This window comes from Roseateles sp. (genome assembly GCF_036404855.1).
GTDB lineage: Bacteria > Pseudomonadota > Gammaproteobacteria > Burkholderiales > Burkholderiaceae_C > Pelomonas.
The window spans coordinates 16,857-36,402 of the sequence record NZ_DASWYS010000063.1 but is presented as its reverse complement, the minus strand read 5'-3'; the positions used below and the strand labels follow the sequence as shown (position 1 = coordinate 36,402).

The window sequence follows — 19,546 nt, the reverse complement described above, 5'->3', positions numbered from 1 at the left end:
GACGAGGTGGACGCGCCGCTGGACGATGCCAACACCGAGCGCTATGCGCGGCTGGTGACCAAGATGAGTGCCGGCACGCAATTCCTCTTCATCTCGCACAACAAGATCGCGATGGAAATGGCAGAACAACTGATTGGCGTGACCATGCAGGAGCAGGGTGTGTCGCGCATCGTCGCGGTCGACATGGACAAGGCGCTGGCCATGGCGGAGGCGGCATGAGCCTGACGCTGACCACGCTGCTGGCGATCGTCGGTGGCCTCGTGCTGGTGGGCGTCATCGCCCATGGCGCCTGGACGGCGCGCAAGGCCGGTCCCAAGCGGGCGCTGCCGCCGATGGAGGAGCCGCATTTCGATGCACCGCCCGTATCCGTCGACGTCAGCGCCGACGCCGAGGCGCTGGAAGTGACGCTGCCGGCCGTGGCCCGCCCGCTGCGCCGTGCGTCGACGCGCATCGACGCGCTGATCGACGCCATTGCGACCATCACGGTCGAGCAGCCGGTGACTGGGGATCTGGCCCTGCAGCACCAGCCCGGCAGCCGCCGCGCCGGTACCAAGCCGCTGCAGATCGAAGGCCTGAATGCCGCCACCGGCGACTGGGAGCTGCCCGCGCCCGGCCAGCGCTATGGCGAGTTCCAGGCCGGCCTGAAGATGGCCAGCCGCAGCGGGCCGCTCAACGAGATCGAGTACTCGGAGTTCGTGCAGAAGATCCAGGGCTTCGCCGATGGCGTGAGCGGCTTCGTGCAATTCCCCGACATGTTGGACGTCGTCGCCCGCGCCCGCGAGCTGGACCAGTTCGCCGCCAGCCACGATGCCCAGCTCGCGCTACTGCTGCGCGCCAAGGCGGCCGCCTGGACGCCCGGCTTCGTGCAGCAGTCCGCTGGACGCCACGGCTTCGTGGCCGGCGCGCTGCCGGGGCGCCTGGTGCTGCCCGCGGGCGAGGAGGGCGCCCCGCCGGTGCTGACGCTGCAGTTCGATGCCCAGGCCGCGCTGGCCGAGGACCCCGAGGCCTTGTCGCTGCGCGAACTGACACTGGCCCTGGACGTGCCGCAGACCGCCGCCGAACATGAGCCGTTCGCGCTGTGGCAGGAATCGGCGCGTGCGCTGGCCCGCGACCTGGAGGCCGAGATCTGCGACGACCGCGGCCAGGTGCTCGGCCTGCATGCCTTTGCCGCCATCGACGTGGAGCTCAAGAAGCTCTACGAGGCGCTGGCGGAGCGTGACCTGGCGGCCGGCTCGCCGGCGGCCCGAAGGCTGTTTTCCTGATGACGACATCGCTGCTGCTGATCAGCCTGCTGATCCTCGGCAGCGCCTTCTTCTCCATGGCCGAGCTGTCGCTGGCGGCGTCGCGCCGGCTCAACCTGCAGCAGCGTGCCGACTCGGGTGATGCGCGGGCCGCCAAGGTGCTGGCCGTGCAGGAGCACCCGGGCGACTACTTCACCGTCGTGCAGATCGGCGTCAACACCATCGCCATCCTGGCGGGCATCGTCGGCGAAGGGGCGTTCACGCCTCATTTCGAGGCCGCGCTGCGGCTGGCGATGGCGCCGGAGGCGGCGGCGACGCTGGGTTTCGCGGCTTCCTTCGTCAGCATCACGTCGCTCTTCATTGTCCTGGCCGACCTGGTACCCAAGCGGATGTCCATGACCGAGCCCGAGCGCGTCGCGATGGCGCTCGTTGGCCCCATGCTGCTCCTGTGCCGCGTGCTGCGCCCACTGGCCTGGGCCTTCAGCGGCATCACCGAGGGACTGATCCGCCTGCTGGGCCTGCCGGCCAAGCGCGACGAGACCATCAGCCACCGCGACATCCTGGCGCTCACCGAGGCGGGCTACCAGGCCGGTGTCGTCGCCGACGAGGAGCAGCAGGTCATCGCCAACGTGTTCGAGCTGGACACGCGCACCGTCGAGACGGTGATGACCAACCGCGAGCGCATCGTCTTCTTCTCGCGTGATGATGACGACGTGCTGATCCGCAACCGCATCGCCGACACGCCGCATTCCACCTATCTGATCTGCGACGGGGACGTCGACCAGGTCGTCGGCTACGTGGACGCGACCGACCTGTTCCAGCGCGTGCTCCGTGACGAGCGGCTGTCCCTGCAGGGCGACGCCGGCGTGCTCGTCAAGAAGGTCCTCATCGTGCCGGACCGGCTGACGCTGTCGGAGATGCTGACGCACTTCCGCGAGGCCCACGAGGACTTCGCCGTCGTCGTCAACGAGTACAGCCGCGTCGTCGGCGTCGTCACGCTCAACGACGTCATGAGCACGGTGATGGGCGCACTGGTGGCCCCGCACGACGAAGAACAGATCGTGCGACGCGAGGATGGCTCCTTCCTGGCCGACGGCATCACCCCCATCCCCGACGTGGAGCGTGCACTGGGCATCGAGGGCTGGCCCCATGCCGGCACCTACGACACGCTGGCTGGCTTCCTGATGGTCAGGCTGCGCCGCATCCCGCGGCGCACCGACGTCGTCGAGTGGGAGGGGTGGCGCTTCGAGGTCGTCGATGTGGACAGCCATCGCGTGGACCAGGTGATGATCACCGCGACCGCCCCGGCCCCCAAGGGCTGACGTCCAGGCGCCCAAGTCGGGGTTGCTTGACGCGCATCAAAGGCGAGCGCGGCGCCTGCCGTCAGCATGGGCGCCACCATGCTTGCCCCCTTCAACATTCCCGGCTTCCTGCGCACCCAGGCGCTGTTCGCCGACGTCGACGAGGCCGCGCTGCAGCGCCTGGCCATGGCCTGCCGCCTCATGCAGGTGACGCGCTCCCAGCCGGTCCTGTGGGCCGGGCAGACCTGCGACGCCTTCTTCATCGTGGTGCAGGGCCAGGTGAGGCTGTACATGGCGGCGCCCAACGGCAACGAGAAGGTCATCGAGCTCGTCGGCCCCGGCCAGAGCTTCGCGGAGGCGCTGGTCTTCCTGGAGCGCCCCTGTCCCATCAATGCCCAGGTGCTGACCGACGCAGTGCTGCTGCAGGTGCCGCGCCAGGCCCTGATGGCCGAGCTGCAACTGGATGCCGGCTTCGCCCTGCGCATGCTGTCGGGCATGTCACGCCGCCTGCATGGCCTGGTGCAGGATCTGCAGGCGGGCTCGCTGCAGTCGGGCCTGCAGCGGGTGGTGGGCTACCTGCTGCGCGACGTGGACCCCGACCAGCCCGGGGCGGCCGTCGTCAGCCTGCCGGCCGCCAAGGCGACGGTGGCGTCGCTGCTGTCGCTGACGCCAGAGTACTTCTCGCGCGTGCTGCATGAGCTGGAGGCGGCGGGCCTGCTGGAGATCGACAAGCGCGACATCCGACTGCCCGAGCCGGCCGCACTGGCCCGCCATGCGGCGAACCAGCGCTGAGGCGCTGTCGCCTGCTGCACGCCTACTGCGCGAGCACCCAGTCGAGTGAAGCCTTCAGGTCGGCGTCGCTGATCTTGTCCGGCCCGCTGGGCGGCATGGGGATGGGCCCCCAGACGCCCTTGCCACCCTTGCGGACCTTGTCCGCCAGTTGCACGGCGGCCTCCTTCTGGCCGCGGTACTTGGCTGCGATGTCCTTGAAGGCGGGGCCGACGAGCTTCTTGTCCTGCGCATGGCAGGCCACGCAGCCGGCCTTGCTCATGGCCTCCGGGCTGGCGGGCGCCGCGGTGGCGGCCAGCAGGCCGGCGAGCAGAAGAACTGTCCTGTACATGGTTTCCTCCTCGTGCCATGCCGCCGCCAGGCGGCATGGTGAGGCCGGCATCGGGCGGCCCAAGGGGCCGCCCTCGGTCCGGCCTCAGTAGATGTCGTGCTGGGTGTTGTTGACGTTGAAGTGGCCGGTCGGCGTGATCAGGCGCGGGTCCTTGATGACGGCCTTGAGCTTGAGCGTCTTGTCGTCCACGACGACCAGGGCCGACTGCTTGTCCTTGGCCGACCAGACCGAGAACCAGACCTCGTCGCCGGCCTTGTTGAACTCCGGCTGCACGACACGCTTGGCGCCATCGTCCGTGATGCCGGCCCACTGGGCGATGGGCAGCACCTTGTAGCCCTTGTCCAGCGCCTTCACGTCGTAGACGATGACCGACTGGGCGACGGCGGGGTCCGGGTTGAGCGGCGTGTCGATGTAGAGGTGCTGGCTCTTGGGGTGGCTCTTCAGGAACAGCGAGCCGCCGCCCTGGCCCTTGAGCGTCGCCACCACCTTGAAGGCCTGGGCGGGATGCTTGGCGGGGTCGGTGCCGATCAACGAGATGGTGTCGTCGCCAAGGTGGCCGGTGCTCCACACGGGGCCGAACTGCGGGTGCACGAAGTTGGCGCCGCGTCCCGGGTGGGGGATCTTGCCCACGTCGATGAGTTTCACCAGCTTGCCTTCCTTCAGGTCCACCGCGGCGATCTTGTTGCTCTGGTTCGCGGCCACCATGAAGTAGCGATGCGTCGAGTCCAGGCCGCCGTCGTGCAGGAAGCGTGCCGTGCCGATGGTGGTGACCTTCAGCGCGTCGACGTTGCTGTAGTCCACCAGCAGGGTCTGGCCGGTCTCCTTCACGTTGACGACGAACTCGGGCTTGAAGTGGCTGGCGACGATGGAGGCCACGCGCGGCTCGGGGTGGTACTCCTGCTGGTCGACGGTGTTGCCGCGGGTCGAGACGATCTTGAGCGGCTCCAGCGTGTCGCCCTTCATGATGGTGTACTGCGGCGGCCAGTAGCTGCCGGCGATGGCCAGCTTGTCCTCGAAGCCCTTGAACTTGCTCGTGTCCACCGAACGCGCCTCCAGGCCGACGCGGATCTCGGCGACGTTGTCGGGCTTGGCCATCCACAGGTCGATCATGTTGATCTTGGCGTCACGCCCGATCACGTACAGGTAGCGCCCGGAGGCCGAGGTGCGCGAGATGTGCACCGCGTAGCCGGTCTTGACGATGTTGATGATCTGCTTGGTGTCGCCGTCGATCAGCGCCACTTCGCCCGTGTCGCGCAACGTGGTGCTGAAGATGTTGGTGATGTTGAAGTTGTTCTCCTTCTTCTTCGGCCGTGCCTCGGGCGGCACGATGACCTTCCAGGTGGCCTTGGTGTCGGCCATGGAGAACTCGGGCGGTGTCGGCGGCTCGTGCTGGATGTAGCGGGCCATCATGTCGACCTCCTGCTCGCTCATCTCGCCGCTGGTCTGCCAGTTGGGCATCCCCGCGGGGCTGCCGTAGGCGATGAAGACCTTGAGGTAGTCGGTGCCCTTGCCCAGGGTGATGTCGGGCGTCAGCGGCTTGCCGGTGGCGCCCTTGCGCAGCACGCCGTGGCAGCCGGCGCAGCGCTCGAAGTAGATGCGGCGGGCCACGTCGAACTCGGCCTGCGTCATCGGTGGCGCCTTGGGGTTGCGGCTTTCCACCATGGGCACGCCGGCCAGGGGCGACGGCCCCGAGTGGTACTTCACGTCGGCGGGCAGCACGTCCTTGGCGGGGGCGTCGGCGGGCGCCTGGGCGGTGGCGGCCAGGGGCCAGGCAAACAGCAGGCTGGCAGCCAGTGCGGCAACGCGGGGGAGGGGGGATCTCATCGTTTCTCCTTGCTGTGGTGATGCCGTCATGCTCGAAGTGACGCGCCCCGGCATCCTTGAACCGGATCAAGGTTTTCCCGCTGGATGGCCGGGTTTTGATGTTGATCAATGCAGCGCCACTTTCGGCTGCCGAACTTGAACTCGGTCAAGGTGCGCTCGGTCGGCCTTGGCGACGCTGGCGGGCATGAACCACGACCCTGCTTTCGCCTTCGTCCCCCGGTTGTCGACCCTGGCCGCTGCCGGCCTGCTGGCCCTGGCCGGCCCCACTCACGCCGCCGAGGCGCCGGACCAGTTGCCGCGCATCGTCGTCAGCGCCACGCGGCATGCCGTGCCGCTGGCCGACGCGCCCGCCGCCATCACGGTCGTCGATGCCGAGACCGTCGCCGAGCGCGGCACCGACAACCTGCTGCAGGCCTTGCGCGTGGAGCCCGGCGTCGGCGCCTTCGGCCGGCCCACCGGCGGGCGCAAGGCGCTGTCGCTGCGCGGCATGGATCCGCGCCACGTGCTGGTGCTCGTGGACGGCCAGCGCATCTCCGCCAGCGACGGGCTGGTGGGGGCCTCCGACTTCCAGCTCGACTGGACCGGCGCCGTCGACATCTCGCGCATTGAGGTCGTTCGCGGCCCGATGTCGGTGCTCTATGGCGCCGAGGCGCTGGGGGGCGTCATCAACGTCATCACCCCCCCCCTGGACGGCGCGCTGCAGGCGCGTGCCCTGGCGGAGGGCCGCAGCGGCCAGGACGGCGGCGACGGCCACCGCGTGGCGGCAGCGCTGCGCGGCGGCTTCGGGCCGGCGCTGGACTTCGGCATCGCCCTGAGCGACGCCCGCCGCGAGGCGACGCCCACGGCGGCCGACCCGCGTATCACCGCGGTCGAGGGCCGCCAGCCCCGCGAGGCCGCGCTCAAGCTGCGCTGGCGCGCCGCGCCGGGCCAGAGCCTGGGCGTCGACAACCGCCACGGCGACGAAGAGCGCTGGCTGGACGCCCGAGAGCGTTCAGGACTGAAGCGCTACCACCAGAGCCTGCACCATCTCGTGCGTGACCACCATGCGCTGCAATGGGACGGCGACTGGGGGGAGGGCCGCGAGACGCTGCTGCGCGTGTACCAGAACCGGCTCGCCGTCAGCAACGTCAAGACCCAGGGCGTCTCCTCGCTGCGACCCAACACGCTGACCGACCGCGTGCTGGAGGGGCAGACCGTGCTGCCCGGCGGTGCCACCCAACTCTGGACGGCGGGTTTCGAGCTGCGCGACGAGCATCTGGACAACGCTGGCCTGCCCGGCGGCCAGGCCAGCGCCACACACGCGGGCGTGTACGTGCAGGACGAGGCGCGGCTGTCGCCCGCACTCAGCCTTACGGCCGGAGCCCGGGCCGACCGCGCCAGCCGCTTCGGCACGGAGCTCAGCCCGCGGATCTACGCGGTCTGGAAGCCGGCGCCCGGCTGGGTCGTGAAGGGCGGGTTCGGTCGCGGGTTCAAGGCACCGACGCTCAAGCAGATCAACCCCGACTACCGTGAGGACGAAGGCCCAAACACCTATGTCGGCCAGGCCGGTCTCAAACCCGAGACCAATGACAACGTCGAGGCCTCGCTGGCCTGGGACACGACAACGGCAGGTGCTTCGCTGACGGCCTACCGCAACCGCGTGCGCCAGCTCATCGTGCCCGTGCTGCTCAGCGGCACGCCGCTCAGCGGGCTCTATCAGTTCCGCAACATCGACGCGGCCGTGCTGCAGGGCATCGAGGCGGCGGCCGGCTGGCGCGGCGGCGGCTGGACGCTGCAGGCCCAGGCGGGCCTGCTCAGTGCCCACGACGACCACGGCGTCCCGCTGGAGAAGCGCGCCCGCCGCAGCTGGGGTCTGCGCGCCGACTGGCAGCAGGGGGCCTGGCGCGCGGGTGGCGACGTGACGGTGCAGAGCGGCCTGCGGCTGGCTTCCTCCGTGGCCGGCCAGCCGCCGCAGGCGGTGCCCACGCTGACCCTCGTGAACCTGCACGCCAGCCTGGCGCTGGGCCATGGGCTGACCCTGCGCGCCGGCATCGACAACGCCACCAACCTGCGTCTGGCGGCCAAGTCGCCGCTGTTCAGCTACGAGGAACTGCCGCGCAGCCTGCGTATCGGCCTGGAAGGGCGCTGGTGATCGGGCGTCAGGCGGCGCGTCGCCGCGAGGCCATCTCGGCGCCCATGGCCGCCAGGGTGGCCGGATCGAGCTGGTGCGCCGCAGTCGGGAAGGCCTCGCCTTCCTCGGCGGCCATATGGCCGGCGTACAGGTCGGCGTAGGCCTGGCAGGCCGCGGCATCCGGCCCCGGGCCGTGGCCGTCACGCAAAGCCTCCAGCGCCGTGCGCAGGACCGCCCACTGGCGGCCCATCTCGGCGTGGTCCGCCGCCAGCCGGTCGGCCAGGGCGGTGCGGCCCGCAGCCCGCAGCCGGGGCAGCACGTGGCGCTCCTCGTCCTCGTGGTGCTTGGGGCCGGCGAGGTCGAAGTAGCGCAGCACGTCCCGGGCCGCGTCACGGGCCTGTGCGTCCGCGCCCTGCGTCGCCGCATGGGCCTGCAGGCGCAGCAGCAGGTCCAGGCTGCGCTGAACGCGCTCGTGGCAGGCGAGAAGCATGTCGAAGGGCTGGTCGAAACCGACCGCCGGGCCGGCGTGGAGCAGGGGGGAGGTGGCCATGCTGCCGATTCTCGCCGCGCCGGCCGCCACAATGTCGCCATGACTTCCGCTCCCGCACAGCGCGCCGCCGAACTGCGCTCCCAGCTCAACCATCACGCCCACCTCTACTACGTGCTCGACGCGCCCGAGTTGCCCGACGCCGAGTACGACCGGTTGTTCGCGGAGCTGCAGGCCATCGAGGCCGCCCATCCAGCGCTGCTCACGCCGGACTCGCCGACCCAGCGTGTCATCGGCGCCGTGCTGGCCGGCCTCACGCCCGTGCGCCACGTGGTGCCCATGCTGTCGATCACGACGGAGACCGACACGACCGAGGGAGGCGCGATGGCCTTCGACGCGCGGGTGCGCCGCGAGCTGGGGCTGACCGAAGGCGACGCGCCGGTGGAGTACGCCGCCGAGCTGAAGTTCGACGGCCTGGCGATGAACCTGCGCTATGAAGGGGGTGTGCTGGTGCAGGCCGCCACGCGTGGCGACGGCGAAACCGGCGAGGACGTGACGCAGAACGTGCGCACCATCGGCCAGATCCCGCTGCGGCTGCGGGGGCGGGTCGAGGACCTGCCGGCCGTCCTCGAGGTGCGGGGCGAGGTCTACATGCGCCGTGACGATTTCGAGAAGCTCAACGAACGCCAGCGCGAGCGCGGCGAGAAGACCTTCGTGAACCCACGCAATACCGCCGCCGGCGCCATCCGCCAGTTGGACCCGGCGCTGGTGCGCCAGCGACCGCTGTGCTTCTACGCCTACGGGCTGGGTGAGGTGCAGGGCTGGGTGCTGCCCGCCACGCACGCCGGCCTGCTGGATGCGCTGGCGGCCTTCGGCCTGCCGGTCAACGCCGACCGCGTTGTCGTGCAGGGGCCGGCCGGCCTGGTGGACTTCCACCGCGCGATGGCCGCCCGGCGTGACGCGCTGCCCTTCGACATCGACGGTGTCGTCTACAAGGTCAACTCGCGCGAGCTGCAGGCCCGCCTCGGCTTCAAGACCCGCGAGCCGCGCTGGGCCGTGGCGCACAAGTACCCGGCCCAGGAGCAGGTGACGACACTGCTGTCCATCGACATCCAGGTGGGGCGCACCGGCAAGCTGACGCCGGTGGCGCGGCTGGAGCCCGTCTTCGTGGGCGGCACGACGGTCAGCAATGCGACGCTGCACAACGTCTTCGAGATGCGCCGCAAGGGCGTGCGCGTGGGCGACAAGGTCGTCATTCGCCGCGCCGGCGACGTGATCCCCGAGGTGGTGGGCCGCGTGCCGGGCGACCGCCCGGCGTACGTGCCCAACTTCCACATGCCGCGCGAATGCCCGGTCTGCCGCAGCGAGGCCGTGCGTGAGAAGGGGGGGATCGAGTACCGCTGCACCGGCGGCGTGTTCTGCCCCGCGCAGCGCAAGCAGGCCCTGCTGCACTTCGCCGGCCGCCGCGCGATGGACATCGAGGGCCTGGGTGACAAGCTCGTGGAGCAGCTCGTCGACGCCGGCATCGTGCTGAGCCTGCCGGGCCTCTACAAGCTGGGTGTCGCCAAGCTCGCGGCGCTGGACCGCATGGCCGAGAAGAGCGCGCAGAACATCGTCGACGCGTTGGAGAAGAGCAAGACCCCCACGCTGGCGCGCTTCCTGTTCTCGCTGGGCATTCGCCAGGTCGGCGAGACCACGGCCAAGGACCTGGCGCGCCACTTCGGCACGCTGGACAAGCTGATGAACGCCGGCGTCGAGCAATTGCTGGAAGTGCCCGACGTCGGTCCCATCGTCGCAGCCAGCATCCACACCTTCTTCGCGCAGCCGCACAACCGCGAGGTCGTCGAGCAACTGCTGGCGGCCGGCGTGAGCCCGAAGGAAAGCGCTGGCGAGGCCGACGACCGGCCGCGCCCGCTCTTGGGCAAGACGCTGGTGCTGACCGGTACGCTGCCGACCCTCTCCCGCGACGAGGCGCAGGCCCTGATCGAGGCCGCCGGCGGCAAGGTCAGCGGTTCCGTGTCAAAGAAAACGAATTACGTCATCGCGGGTGAGGAAGCGGGCAGCAAGTTGGAAAAGGCCCGCAGCCTGGGTGTTATGGTGCTGGATGAAACGGGGCTGCAGACCCTGCTCCAGGGAGTGGTTTGACCTTCCATCGCGAGGAACCACGTCGATGACCTTGCCCTCGATCTGCTTGCCGCGCGCGTTGCTGGTGATCGTGCTGACCGGGTGGCTGTGTATGGCGGCCCAGGCGCAGTCCACCGCCACGGCGCCCGACTGTCGGCAGCTCGTGGCGTCGGGCAACCCCCAGTACGCGCCCTACCTGTGGCGCAGCGCGAGCAACGAGGACCGACTGGTCGGTGCCAACGCCGACTTGCTGACCTGGCTGTCCATGGAGCTGGGTGTGGCGATCGAGTCCCGCTACGTCGGCCCCTGGGGGCGCGTGCAAGAGGAGATGCGCGCCGGGCGCATCGATCTGATCGCGGGGGCCTTCTTCACCCAGGCGCGCACCGAGTACATGGACTACTTCTACCCGGCATTCCGCGAGACGCGTTCCGTGGTGCTGGTGCGCGACAACAGCAAGCTCGATTTCAAGCGCTGGGCGGACCTCGCGCCGTTGCAGGGTGTCACGGTCATCGGCAACAGCCTGGGCGAGGAATTCGATCGCTTTGCGCGCGAACATCTCAACATCTCGCAGGTCGCGACGCTGGAGCGGGCGCTGCAGATGCTGCAGCGCTCGCGCGTGGACTACCTCGTCTACGAGGACGCCCCGGCCGCTGCGTACCAGGCGCGGTTGAACATCGACGGGATCAAGCCGCTGCTGCCCGCCGTGGCCAGCGAGCCGCTCCATCTGACGCTGTCGCACCGCTCGGCCTGCAACACGCCCGAATTGCGGGGCCGTATCGCTCGTGCGATGTACAAGCTGTCACGCCAGCCGGCGCTGATGAACGGCTGGATCGAGAAGAACATCCAGCTCTGGAAGAAGTCCGGCGCCTGATCGCAGGCCGCCGTCCTGACCTGGCAGCGAGACGGACGTGGATCGAGCGCCCCCGTTGGTGTTCCGGAAGGTCCGAGGAGGAGAGTCGGGTGGTTTCGAGCTTGCATCGCAGCGTTGCACCAGGGTGAAGGATCAGGGCAGCGGGGGGCGAGCCTGCAAGAGGCTCAGCGGCTCAGCATCGCCTCGAAGGCAGCCCGCACCGACGAGCGCCCGTTCAGCAGCTGGCGTGGCCGGATGTCGAGAGTCCGGCGCGTGGATCCCGTCGCTGCCCCTTGTGCGCTGGCAGGTCTGAGCCCGGCGCAGAGGCAGGCACCACGTCCCGCCGATGCACTCGCCGCTGCCGTGCGGCGCTTCGCTAGCAGACTGCGGCGGCACGCAACTCGTGCCCGCCCGTACCGGTTTCGCGGGTCCGTTGTGGCGCCATCGCATCGCCTTGCCTTGCCTTGCCTTGCCTTGGGCGCAGCTTGTGCGCGTGTGGGCCGCAGCCTCATTAAAGCCAATTACTGCGCGAATCTCGACACCTTTCAAGGGCATGGAGCTGCTGCAGCCCGAATCTGGGTTCTTTCCTTGCTGTCGCTACATACACTGACAACTGAATGGAGTCTGTGCTCCGTGTGTGGCTGACGAGAGGACAAGAAAATGCAGGGTTGGATTCGACGCGCGGCTGCGCTGCTCGCGTGGCCGTTCGCGCGCTCGCTGGAGCGCTTGCCGAGGGCAATCGCTGTTGTCGCGCTGTTGAGCCTGCAGGCCCTCCTGTCGGCACCAGCCCTGGCTGCACAAGTCTGCACACTGACAATCACCTTCACCAACACCGGTGCCAACAGCTATCGATACGACTTCAGCTCGGTCGACTACACCAACTGCGATCCCGGTGGCATCGGTGGCATCTACACCGATGCGAGCGTGGGGACCGGTCAGCGGCCCACGGCCCACGGCACGATGGAAACCGACCTGACGGTCTTTCCGATCGATACCGTCGTCTACCGCCCCAGCCCGCTCGGATATGTCGGCGGCGATTCGGGCGTCTTGTACGACATTAACGGCAACACCATCGCCGTCAACATCACCATGAACAGTGGTGCCCCGACGGCCAATGCGGTCAGCGCCACGGTGGCTCATGGGAGCAGTGCCAATGCCATCACGCTCAATGTCACAGGGGCGGCGGCGACCAGCGTTGCGGTAGGCACCCAAGCCTCGCATGGCACGGCGACGGCAAGTGGCACGACCATCAGCTACACCCCGAACTCCAGCTATTCCGGCGCCGACTCCTTCACCTACACCGCCACCGGTAGCGGCGGGACCTCGGCGCCGGCGACGGTGACGATCACGGTGTCGAATGCCACGGTCACCTATTCACCCAGCAGTCCGCTCGCTGGCGGCGTCGGATCGGCCTACAGCCAGTCGATAGGCGGTGCCTCCGGCGCCACGGCGCCTTACACCTACGCTCTGGCCAGTGGCTCGCTGCCGGCCGGCCTCGTGCTCGCCAGCAACGGCACCCTCTCGGGCACGCCCACGGCCGGTGGCAGCTTCAACTTCACCGTGACTGCGACCGATTCCAGTACGGGCACCGGTCCGTTCTCGGCAACAAGCGGCACGCTCACGCTGACGGTCGCGGCCCCCACCATTGCCGTCAACCCGGGATCATTGAGCAATGCAACCGCCGGCTCTGCCTACAGCGCTTCGGTCACGGGCAGCGGCGGCACCGCGCCCTACAGCTTAGCGGTGACGGTGGGCAGCTTGCCGGCCGGCCTCACGCTGGCCAGCAACGGTGCCCTGTCGGGCACCCCGACGGCAAGCGGCACGTTCAACTTCACCGTCACGGCCACGGACAGCTCGACCGGTACCGGCCCCTACACGGGCAGCAGGCCCTACTCATTGATCGTTGATGCGCCCACAGTCACCGTGTCCCCGGCGTCACTGACGTCTGCCACGGTGGGCGCCTCGACCAACCAGACCGTGACCGCCAGCGGTGGTGTCGCGCCCTACACCTATGCGGTGACGGCAGGCAGCTTGCCGGCCGGTCTCACACTGAGCTCCAGTGGCACCTTGTCGGGCACCCCCACGGCAGGGGGCACGTTCAACTTCACCGTCACGGCCACGGACAGCTCGACCGGCACCGGCCCGGCCGCCGGAAGCAAGGCCTACTCGCTGACCGTTGCTGCGCCCACGGTCACCGTGGCCCCGGTGTCACTGACGGCTGCCACGGTCGGCGGCTCGACCAACCAGACCGTGACTGCCAATGGTGGCGTCGGACCCTACACCTACGCGGTGACGGCAGGTTCGCTGCCCGCAGGCCTGTCGCTGTCTTCCGGCGGCGTCATCTCCGGCACGCCCACTGCGGGCGGTTCGTTCAACTTCACGGTGACGGCCACCGACAGCTCGACGGGTACCGGCGCTCCCTTCACGGGCAGCCGCGCCTATTCGCTGACCGTGAACTCGCCCGCCATCAGCGTGGCGCCCGCGTCGCTCTCTGCGGTGGCAGCCGGGGCTGCGGTCAATGGCACCCTCACCGCCAGCGGCGGCACGAGCGGCTACACCTACGCCGTGACGGCAGGTTCGCTGCCGCCGGGCGTCTCCGTGAGCAGCGCAGGCGTCCTGAGTGGCGCGGCGACCGCCACCGGCACGTACAACTTCACCGTCACTGCCACGGACAGCAGCACCGGCGCCGGCCCCTTCACCGGAAGTCGCGCATACAGCTGGACGGTCAACCCACCCATGCTGACCATCAGCCCGGCGAGCGGCAGCAATCTGTCCGGCTCGGCACTGTCGGGCTACAGCCAGGCGTTCACGCCCAGTGGCGGCACTGCGCCCTACACCTATGCCATCTTGATCAACTCCGGCTCCATGCCGGCCGGACTGAGCTTCTCGACCGCGACCGGCGTGCTGTCGGGCACACCGACGGCAGGTGGCACCGTCACCTTCACGGTGACGGCGACGGATGCCACGACGGGCGCGGGCTCGCCGTTCCATGTCTCAGGCACCTACAACCTGACTATGGGTGCGCCCACCGTCACGGTGTTGCCCATGGGGAGCCTCACCACCCCGGCAATCGGGACGGCCTACAGCCAGACCTTCACCGCCAGCGGAGGTGCCGCGCCCTATGGCTACGTCGTCAGCGCAGGCACGCTGCCTGCGGGGCTGACGCTGTCTGCGGCGGGCGTGCTGTCGGGCACGCCTACGGCGGCGGGCAACTTCAACTTCACGGTGCAGGCGACCGACGCCAACAACTTTGCCGGCACGAGAGCCTACAGCGTCACCATCGGAGGACCGACGCTCGCCATCGGCACGGCCAGCCTGCCCAACGGCAATGTCGGCGTGGCCTACAGCCAGACCGTGTCCGCCAGCGCCGGCACGGCGCCCTACAGCTTTGCGGTGACGGCCGGCGCGCTGCCGGCGGGCCTGTCGCTCAACGGCGCGACCGGCGCGATCGCTGGCACGCCGACCACGGCGAATACCTACAACTTCACCGTCACCGCCACCGACAGCACCACGGGCACGGGCGCGCCGTACACGGTCGCCAAGGCCTATACGGTGGTCATCGGCGTGCAGGCCCCGGTTGCGAATGCCAGCTCCGCGAGCACCCCGTACGACAACCCCGTGCAGATCAACCTCGCCCCGGCGATCACGGGCGGCGCGGCGGTCAGCATCGCGGTGGCGACGCCGCCAGCGCATGGCACTGCCACGGTGGCGGGCCTGACCGTGACCTACACGCCCGCTGCAGGCTACGCCGGCAGCGACAGCTTCACCTACACCGCCACCAATGCCGGCGGCACCTCTGCGGCCGCGACGGTGACGGTGATGGTCAGTGCGCCGACCCTCACCCTGCAGCCCAACCAGCCGAACCTGCCCAACGGGCAGGTTGGGGCGGCCTACAGCCAGGCTGTCAGCACATCGGGCGGAACGGCCCCCTACAGCTACAGCGTCAGCGCGGGCAGCTTGCCCAGTGGACTGAGCCTGGACGGCAGCACGGGCATGCTTGCCGGGAAACCGACAGCAGCGGGAGCGTTCAGCTTCACGATCCGTGCGACCGACAGCACAAGCGGCATGGCGGCGTCGGGCATGCAGGCCTATTCGCTGACGATCACCCCGGCCTTGCCGGTCGCGGGGTCCAAGAGCGTGACCGTGCCCTTCAACGCGGCCACGCAGATCGACCTGGCCGGCGCCGTCAACGGTGGGCCGGCCACGACGTTCACCCTGACGGTGCAGCCCAGCCACGGCACTGCCACGCTCAATGGCACCACGGTGACGTACACGCCCGCGTCGGGCTATTTCGGCAACGACAGCTTCAGCTACACGGCAGGCAACGTCTCGGGCACGTCGCCCGCCGCCGCGGTGACGATCACGGTCAACCCGCCGCCGCCCGTTCCCCAGCCGGTGACGGTGACCGTGCCGAGCGGCAGCGCGGGGGGCGGCAACTCGACAGAGATCCCCCTTGTCATCTCGGGGGGGCCGGTGTCGAGCATCACCATCCTCACGCCGCCTCAGCATGGCACCTTGACCATCGTGGGACTGGAAGCCAGCAGCAACGCACGTGCGAAGGCGCTTGCCGCCGGGCGCACCGACACCGCCGCGACCGTGCCCGCCGTCATCTACACGCCCAACCCTGGCTACTACGGCACCGACAGCTTCAGCTACACGGCGTCGAACGCAGCAGGCACGTCCGTCGCGGCCACGGTCACCATCATCGTCAGCGCACCGCCGCCGACGCTGGCCGTCGTCAGCGCCACCACCAAGTCGGGCCAGCCGGTGACGCTGGCGGTGACGGCGAATGCCGTCGGCGGCCCCTTCACCGAGTTGTCCATCGTGACCCCGCCGGGCCACGGCAAGGCCGTCGTGCAGGGCATGGCCATCGTCTACACCTCGCTCGCCACCTTCTCCGGTACCGACACCGTCGTGTATGCGCTGAGCAATGCGCACGGCAGCACGCAGGGGACGGCGACGATCACCGTGGCCGGGCGGCTGGACCCGTCCAAGGACGCGGAAGTCAGCGGACTTCTGTCAGCGCAGGCAGACGCCACCCGGCGCTTCGCCAGCTCGCAGCTGAACAACTTCAGCCGCCGGCTGGAATCCCTGCACGGCGATGGCTGGGCCAAGTCCAGCTTCGGGCTGAGCCTGAGCTCCTACGGTGTGGATTCCGTGCTGCCCACGGACCCCATCGCGCAGATGAATGCCAGCGCGGCACTGCGCAACGGCGAGGCCGGCCGGCCGGCAGGCGCGGGCATGGCGGCCCGACGGGGCCCTGGCGCCACCTTGGCGCACAGCGGCGCGCAGAACGTCGCGCCTGACGATGCGTCCAGGGCAGCAGGCCGGGACACGCCGCAGGCTGCCCGCAGCGAGCTGTCCTGGTGGGTGGGCGGCAGCGTCGACTTCGGCCATCGCGACCAGTTGACCGGCACCTCGCGGTTCCGCTTCCACACCGACGGCGTCAGCCTGGGGGCGGACTACCGGGTCAGCCAGCTCTGGTCCATCGGGCTTGGCGGCGGCTTCAGCAGCGACCGCAGTGATGTGGGCAGCAAGGGCTCGAAGAGCACCAGCAATAGCAGCGTCCTGGCCGTCTACGCCGCGCTGCGGCCGGCACCCGATACCTTCGTTGATGCCGTGCTGGGCCACAGCACGCTGAGCTTCGACCTCAATCGCTTCATCACCGATGAAGGCGGCTTCGCGACCGGTCAGCGCCGTGGTCGCCAGTGGTTCGGTTCGCTGGCCGCGGGCTACGAGTACCGTGAGCGCCAGGGCCTGCTGCTGTCGGCCTATGCGCGACTCGAGCTGATGCGCGCGACGCTGAACGGCTACGCCGAGAGCGCCGCCGACGTGAACAGCCTCACCTACCACGACCAGTCCGTGCGCATGAGCACCGGCAAGCTGGGCCTGCGTGCCGAAACCGCCTATGCGCTGGGCGGCAACGAGCTGCAGCCACGTGCACGCATCGAGTACCAGCACCGCTTCGAAGGGGCCGATCAGGCCACGATGAGCTACACCGACCTGGGGAGCAACGCGCCCCTGTACACGGCGCAGCCGCTGGGCGCACGGCGCGGCCAGTGGATGGCCGAGGTGGGCGGAAAGTGGGTGCTGCGCAGCGGCTTTGCGCTGTCGCTGGACTACGGCAGCTCGGTGGCCGGTGGCGGCGGCACGGTGCACACCGTCAGGCTCGGGGCGGAGGGGCGGTTCTAGGCCCCTGCGCTGGCGCGCTGCCCGGTCTTGCGGGGCGCGCGCCAGATCGGCGACATGAGGGCGCCAGGAGCTGGCGCGCTGCCGCGCCCTCCCGCGCTGCGGCACACGCCGTCCTCGAGGATGCGTCGCCTCGCGTGCGACGGCTCGGATCGAAGCCGGCTGACGGCTTTGCTGGCGGCCTTGCTGGCGTCTGCGCTCAGCGCGTCGTCACGTCGCGGCGCCTGAGTGCGATGACCACGACGCCCAGCGCCATCAGCAGCCAGGTGCCGGGCTCGGGCACGGCGGCCACCGCCGCGAGCGCCGCCTGGCCGATCAGCGCATGCGCGGCGGCCGAAGGGTGCAGCGCGTCGGAGAAGGCCGAGACGCTGCATGAGACGCCGACCGAGCCGGGGAAAGTGCCACAAGGCGTCGTGACGTTGGTGATGCCGTAGAGCGCACCACCGTTGGTCAACGCATCGCTGCGGATGTCAGCGGCGAGCCCCGCCATGTCGAGGAAGCTGACTTGCAGGCCGCTGAACTGCGCCTCCAAGAACGGCACCAGTCCGGCGATCAGCAGGTTGTAGCGCAGCGTCACGTCGCTCGAGTTGGCCACCAGGTTCAGGCCGGCGGCTTCGGGCGTCGCGCCGAGGTCGGGGACGTTGGAGATCAGCACGTGCTGCGCGCCGCGGCTGGCGAGCAGGCCCACCGCGTTGGCGACGTTGGCAGCGGCGGCTTCCGCGGCCGCCTGGCGCGATGCCGCCGTGCTGGCGGCCCCGCGCGCATCGCGCAGATCGTTCCCGCCGCCGACGACGACGTAAAGCCCCGTCGGATCGGCCAGCGCATGCGATGGCGCCCAGAGCCCACCGACCTGCGCCAGCAGCCCCGGCGGGTTCGACGCGGTGCCGGTGCGCGCACCGCCAAAGGCGTAGTTGTTGCCGCCGATCAGCGAGGGCACCGCTCCGCTTGGAAGGGCGAGGCCGCCGGCGAGCACGTCGATCCAGATCGGGCCGTCGGAGAAGCGGCCGCTGTAGTAGGGCGCCGTCGGCGTCGCGCCACTGGTGGCGAGAAAGATGTTGCCGGTGTCGGACAGGCTGTCGCCGAAGACCGTGAGGCTGGAGTAGGCCAGCGCGGGCAGGCTGCCGAAGGTTGCGGCGCCCAGGACCAGGGCGCCGGCGCAGCGACGCAGGAAGTTCTTCATCGTCTTGCCTCGTTGTCTCGTTCGAGTGGACCTGCAAGCTAACGTGACGGCCCGCGGCGGGGCAGCGGAGAACTCCCACCCCTCGAACGCGGGGGTGGCCAGACGAGTCCGGCCTACCCCGCGGGACGGCTGTGCGCCGCGGGCTTCGTCGGCAGGTTGAGCAAGGCGGACTTGGCCCAGTCGGGCTTGGTCTCGAAGAGGTGGTCGATGAAGGCCCGGGTCTTGGCGGGCATCAGCCGGCGGCTGGCCGTCAGCAGGTGCACGGGCAGCGGTTCGTAGCGCCAGTCGGGGAGTACCGGCACCAGCGTGCCGGCGATCACGTCGGGCGCCACCATGCCGAAAGGGAAGCTGCCGATGCCGCCGCCCGCCCGCGTCAGTGACAGCACCAGGCCGATGGAGTTGGCCTCCAGCGGGCCACGCGCCTCCACCTCGGCGGTCTGCCGGCCGTTCAGCAGCGTGCGGTGCAAGCCCTTGCCTTGGCTGAGCACCACGAAGTCGTGCTCCGCCAGATCAGCCGGCGTCTGCGGCGCGGGGCGCGCCTGCAGATAGACGGGGCTGGCGTACAACCCTCGCTCCAGCAGCATGTACTGGCGGGCGATCAGGTCGGGCTCGTCCACCGGCCCCATGCGCACCGCCAGGTCGTAGGGCTCGTTGAACAGGTCGACGCGACGCGGGGTCGTGTCCACCTCGAGCGTCACCCGGGGGTACCGGCGCACGAAGCGGGCAAAGCTCTCGGCCAGCACCAGCATTGCGAATTCGGCCGGCACAGACACGCGCAGCCGTCCCTGCGGCGTGGCCTCGCGCGAGGCCAGCCACTGGCGTGTCTCGGCGATGTCGTCGTCATGCCGCGCGGCCCGCTCGGCGAGCTGCTCGCCCAGCTCCGTCAGCGTCATGCGCGCGGCACCCGGCACGAAGAGACGCGCGCCCACGGAGGTTTCCAGCGCGGTCAGGCGCCGGCTCAGCGTCGCTTTCGGCAGCGCCAGCACGCGGGCGGCCGCCGACAGTGAGCCGGCCTTGTGCACCTGGGCCAGCAGCAGGAGGTCATCGATCTTCATGGCGCCGTTCGTCTCGTTTTATTTCGTTTCGTTTCCGGAACGGTCCGTTTGAGTTTTTCATCTAT

13 protein-coding genes are annotated in these 19,546 nt (G+C 69.7%); 8 read left to right on the top strand and 5 right to left on the bottom strand.

Annotated features, from left to right (window positions below):
- From VGF12_RS04420 to VGF12_RS04405, 4 genes are all read left to right on the top strand, one after another.
- Nucleotides 1-219: hypothetical protein (locus VGF12_RS04420; protein WP_331174832.1), on the top strand; the 219-nt coding region annotated here is incomplete at its 5' end.
- A complete protein-coding gene (locus VGF12_RS04415) occupies nucleotides 216-1,262 on the top strand; it encodes a cell division protein FtsZ (RefSeq protein ID WP_331174831.1) in 1,047 nt (348 codons plus the stop codon). The genes VGF12_RS04420 and VGF12_RS04415, both read left to right, overlap by 4 nt.
- Nucleotides 1,262-2,563 (top strand): hemolysin family protein, encoded by a 1,302-nt coding sequence (locus tag VGF12_RS04410; protein WP_331174830.1) that lies wholly within the window; start codon nucleotides 1,262-1,264, stop codon nucleotides 2,561-2,563. Before VGF12_RS04415 ends, VGF12_RS04410 begins: the two co-directional genes overlap by 1 nt.
- A gap of 78 nt (nucleotides 2,564-2,641) precedes the next feature.
- Entirely contained in the window at nucleotides 2,642-3,334 is a 693-nt protein-coding gene (locus VGF12_RS04405; protein ID WP_331174829.1) for a Crp/Fnr family transcriptional regulator, read from the top strand.
- 22 nt (nucleotides 3,335-3,356) lie between these two features.
- Here VGF12_RS04405 and VGF12_RS04400 read toward each other — a convergent pair whose 3' ends face one another.
- Both VGF12_RS04400 and VGF12_RS04395 read right to left on the bottom strand, forming a co-directional pair.
- On the bottom strand, nucleotides 3,357-3,662 hold the full coding sequence (locus tag VGF12_RS04400) for a c-type cytochrome (RefSeq protein WP_331174828.1): 306 nt from the start codon (nucleotides 3,660-3,662) through the stop codon (nucleotides 3,357-3,359).
- A gap of 84 nt (nucleotides 3,663-3,746) precedes the next feature.
- The gene (locus VGF12_RS04395; protein ID WP_331174827.1) at nucleotides 3,747-5,486 is read right to left on the bottom strand and encodes a cytochrome D1 domain-containing protein; all 1,740 of its coding nucleotides are present in this window, start codon (nucleotides 5,484-5,486) and stop codon (nucleotides 3,747-3,749) included.
- A gap of 184 nt (nucleotides 5,487-5,670) precedes the next feature.
- Here VGF12_RS04395 and VGF12_RS04390 point away from each other — a divergent pair, with 184 nt between their 5' ends.
- Nucleotides 5,671-7,617, top strand: a complete 1,947-nt coding sequence (locus VGF12_RS04390) for a TonB-dependent receptor plug domain-containing protein (protein WP_331174826.1) — start codon at nucleotides 5,671-5,673, stop codon at nucleotides 7,615-7,617.
- A 7-nt stretch (nucleotides 7,618-7,624) separates the two neighbouring features.
- Here the strand turns inward: VGF12_RS04390 and VGF12_RS04385 are convergent, their stop codons facing one another.
- A complete protein-coding gene (locus VGF12_RS04385; RefSeq protein ID WP_331174825.1) occupies nucleotides 7,625-8,146 on the bottom strand; it encodes a hemerythrin domain-containing protein in 522 nt (173 codons plus the stop codon).
- 39 nt (nucleotides 8,147-8,185) lie between these two features.
- Here VGF12_RS04385 and ligA point away from each other — a divergent pair, with 39 nt between their 5' ends.
- From ligA to VGF12_RS04370, 3 genes are all read left to right on the top strand, one after another.
- On the top strand, nucleotides 8,186-10,228 hold the full coding sequence (gene ligA, locus VGF12_RS04380) for an NAD-dependent DNA ligase LigA (protein ID WP_331174824.1): 2,043 nt from the start codon (nucleotides 8,186-8,188) through the stop codon (nucleotides 10,226-10,228).
- A gap of 25 nt (nucleotides 10,229-10,253) precedes the next feature.
- Complete coding sequence (locus VGF12_RS04375; RefSeq protein WP_331174823.1) at nucleotides 10,254-11,078, top strand: substrate-binding periplasmic protein; 825 nt, start codon at nucleotides 10,254-10,256, stop codon at nucleotides 11,076-11,078.
- Nucleotides 11,079-11,717: 639 nt separating this feature from the next.
- Nucleotides 11,718-17,249, top strand: a complete 5,532-nt coding sequence (locus tag VGF12_RS04370; RefSeq protein WP_331174822.1) for a putative Ig domain-containing protein — start codon at nucleotides 11,718-11,720, stop codon at nucleotides 17,247-17,249.
- A 196-nt stretch (nucleotides 17,250-17,445) separates the two neighbouring features.
- Here the strand turns inward: VGF12_RS04370 and VGF12_RS04365 are convergent, their stop codons facing one another.
- Together VGF12_RS04365 and VGF12_RS04360 are read right to left on the bottom strand one after the other, a co-directional pair.
- Nucleotides 17,446-18,426, bottom strand: coding sequence for an SGNH/GDSL hydrolase family protein (locus VGF12_RS04365; protein WP_331174821.1), 981 nt, complete (start codon nucleotides 18,424-18,426; stop codon nucleotides 17,446-17,448).
- Nucleotides 18,427-18,539: 113 nt separating this feature from the next.
- Nucleotides 18,540-19,481, bottom strand: coding sequence for a LysR family transcriptional regulator (locus VGF12_RS04360; protein WP_331174820.1), 942 nt, complete (start codon nucleotides 19,479-19,481; stop codon nucleotides 18,540-18,542).
- Nucleotides 19,482-19,546 lie beyond the last annotated feature (65 nt).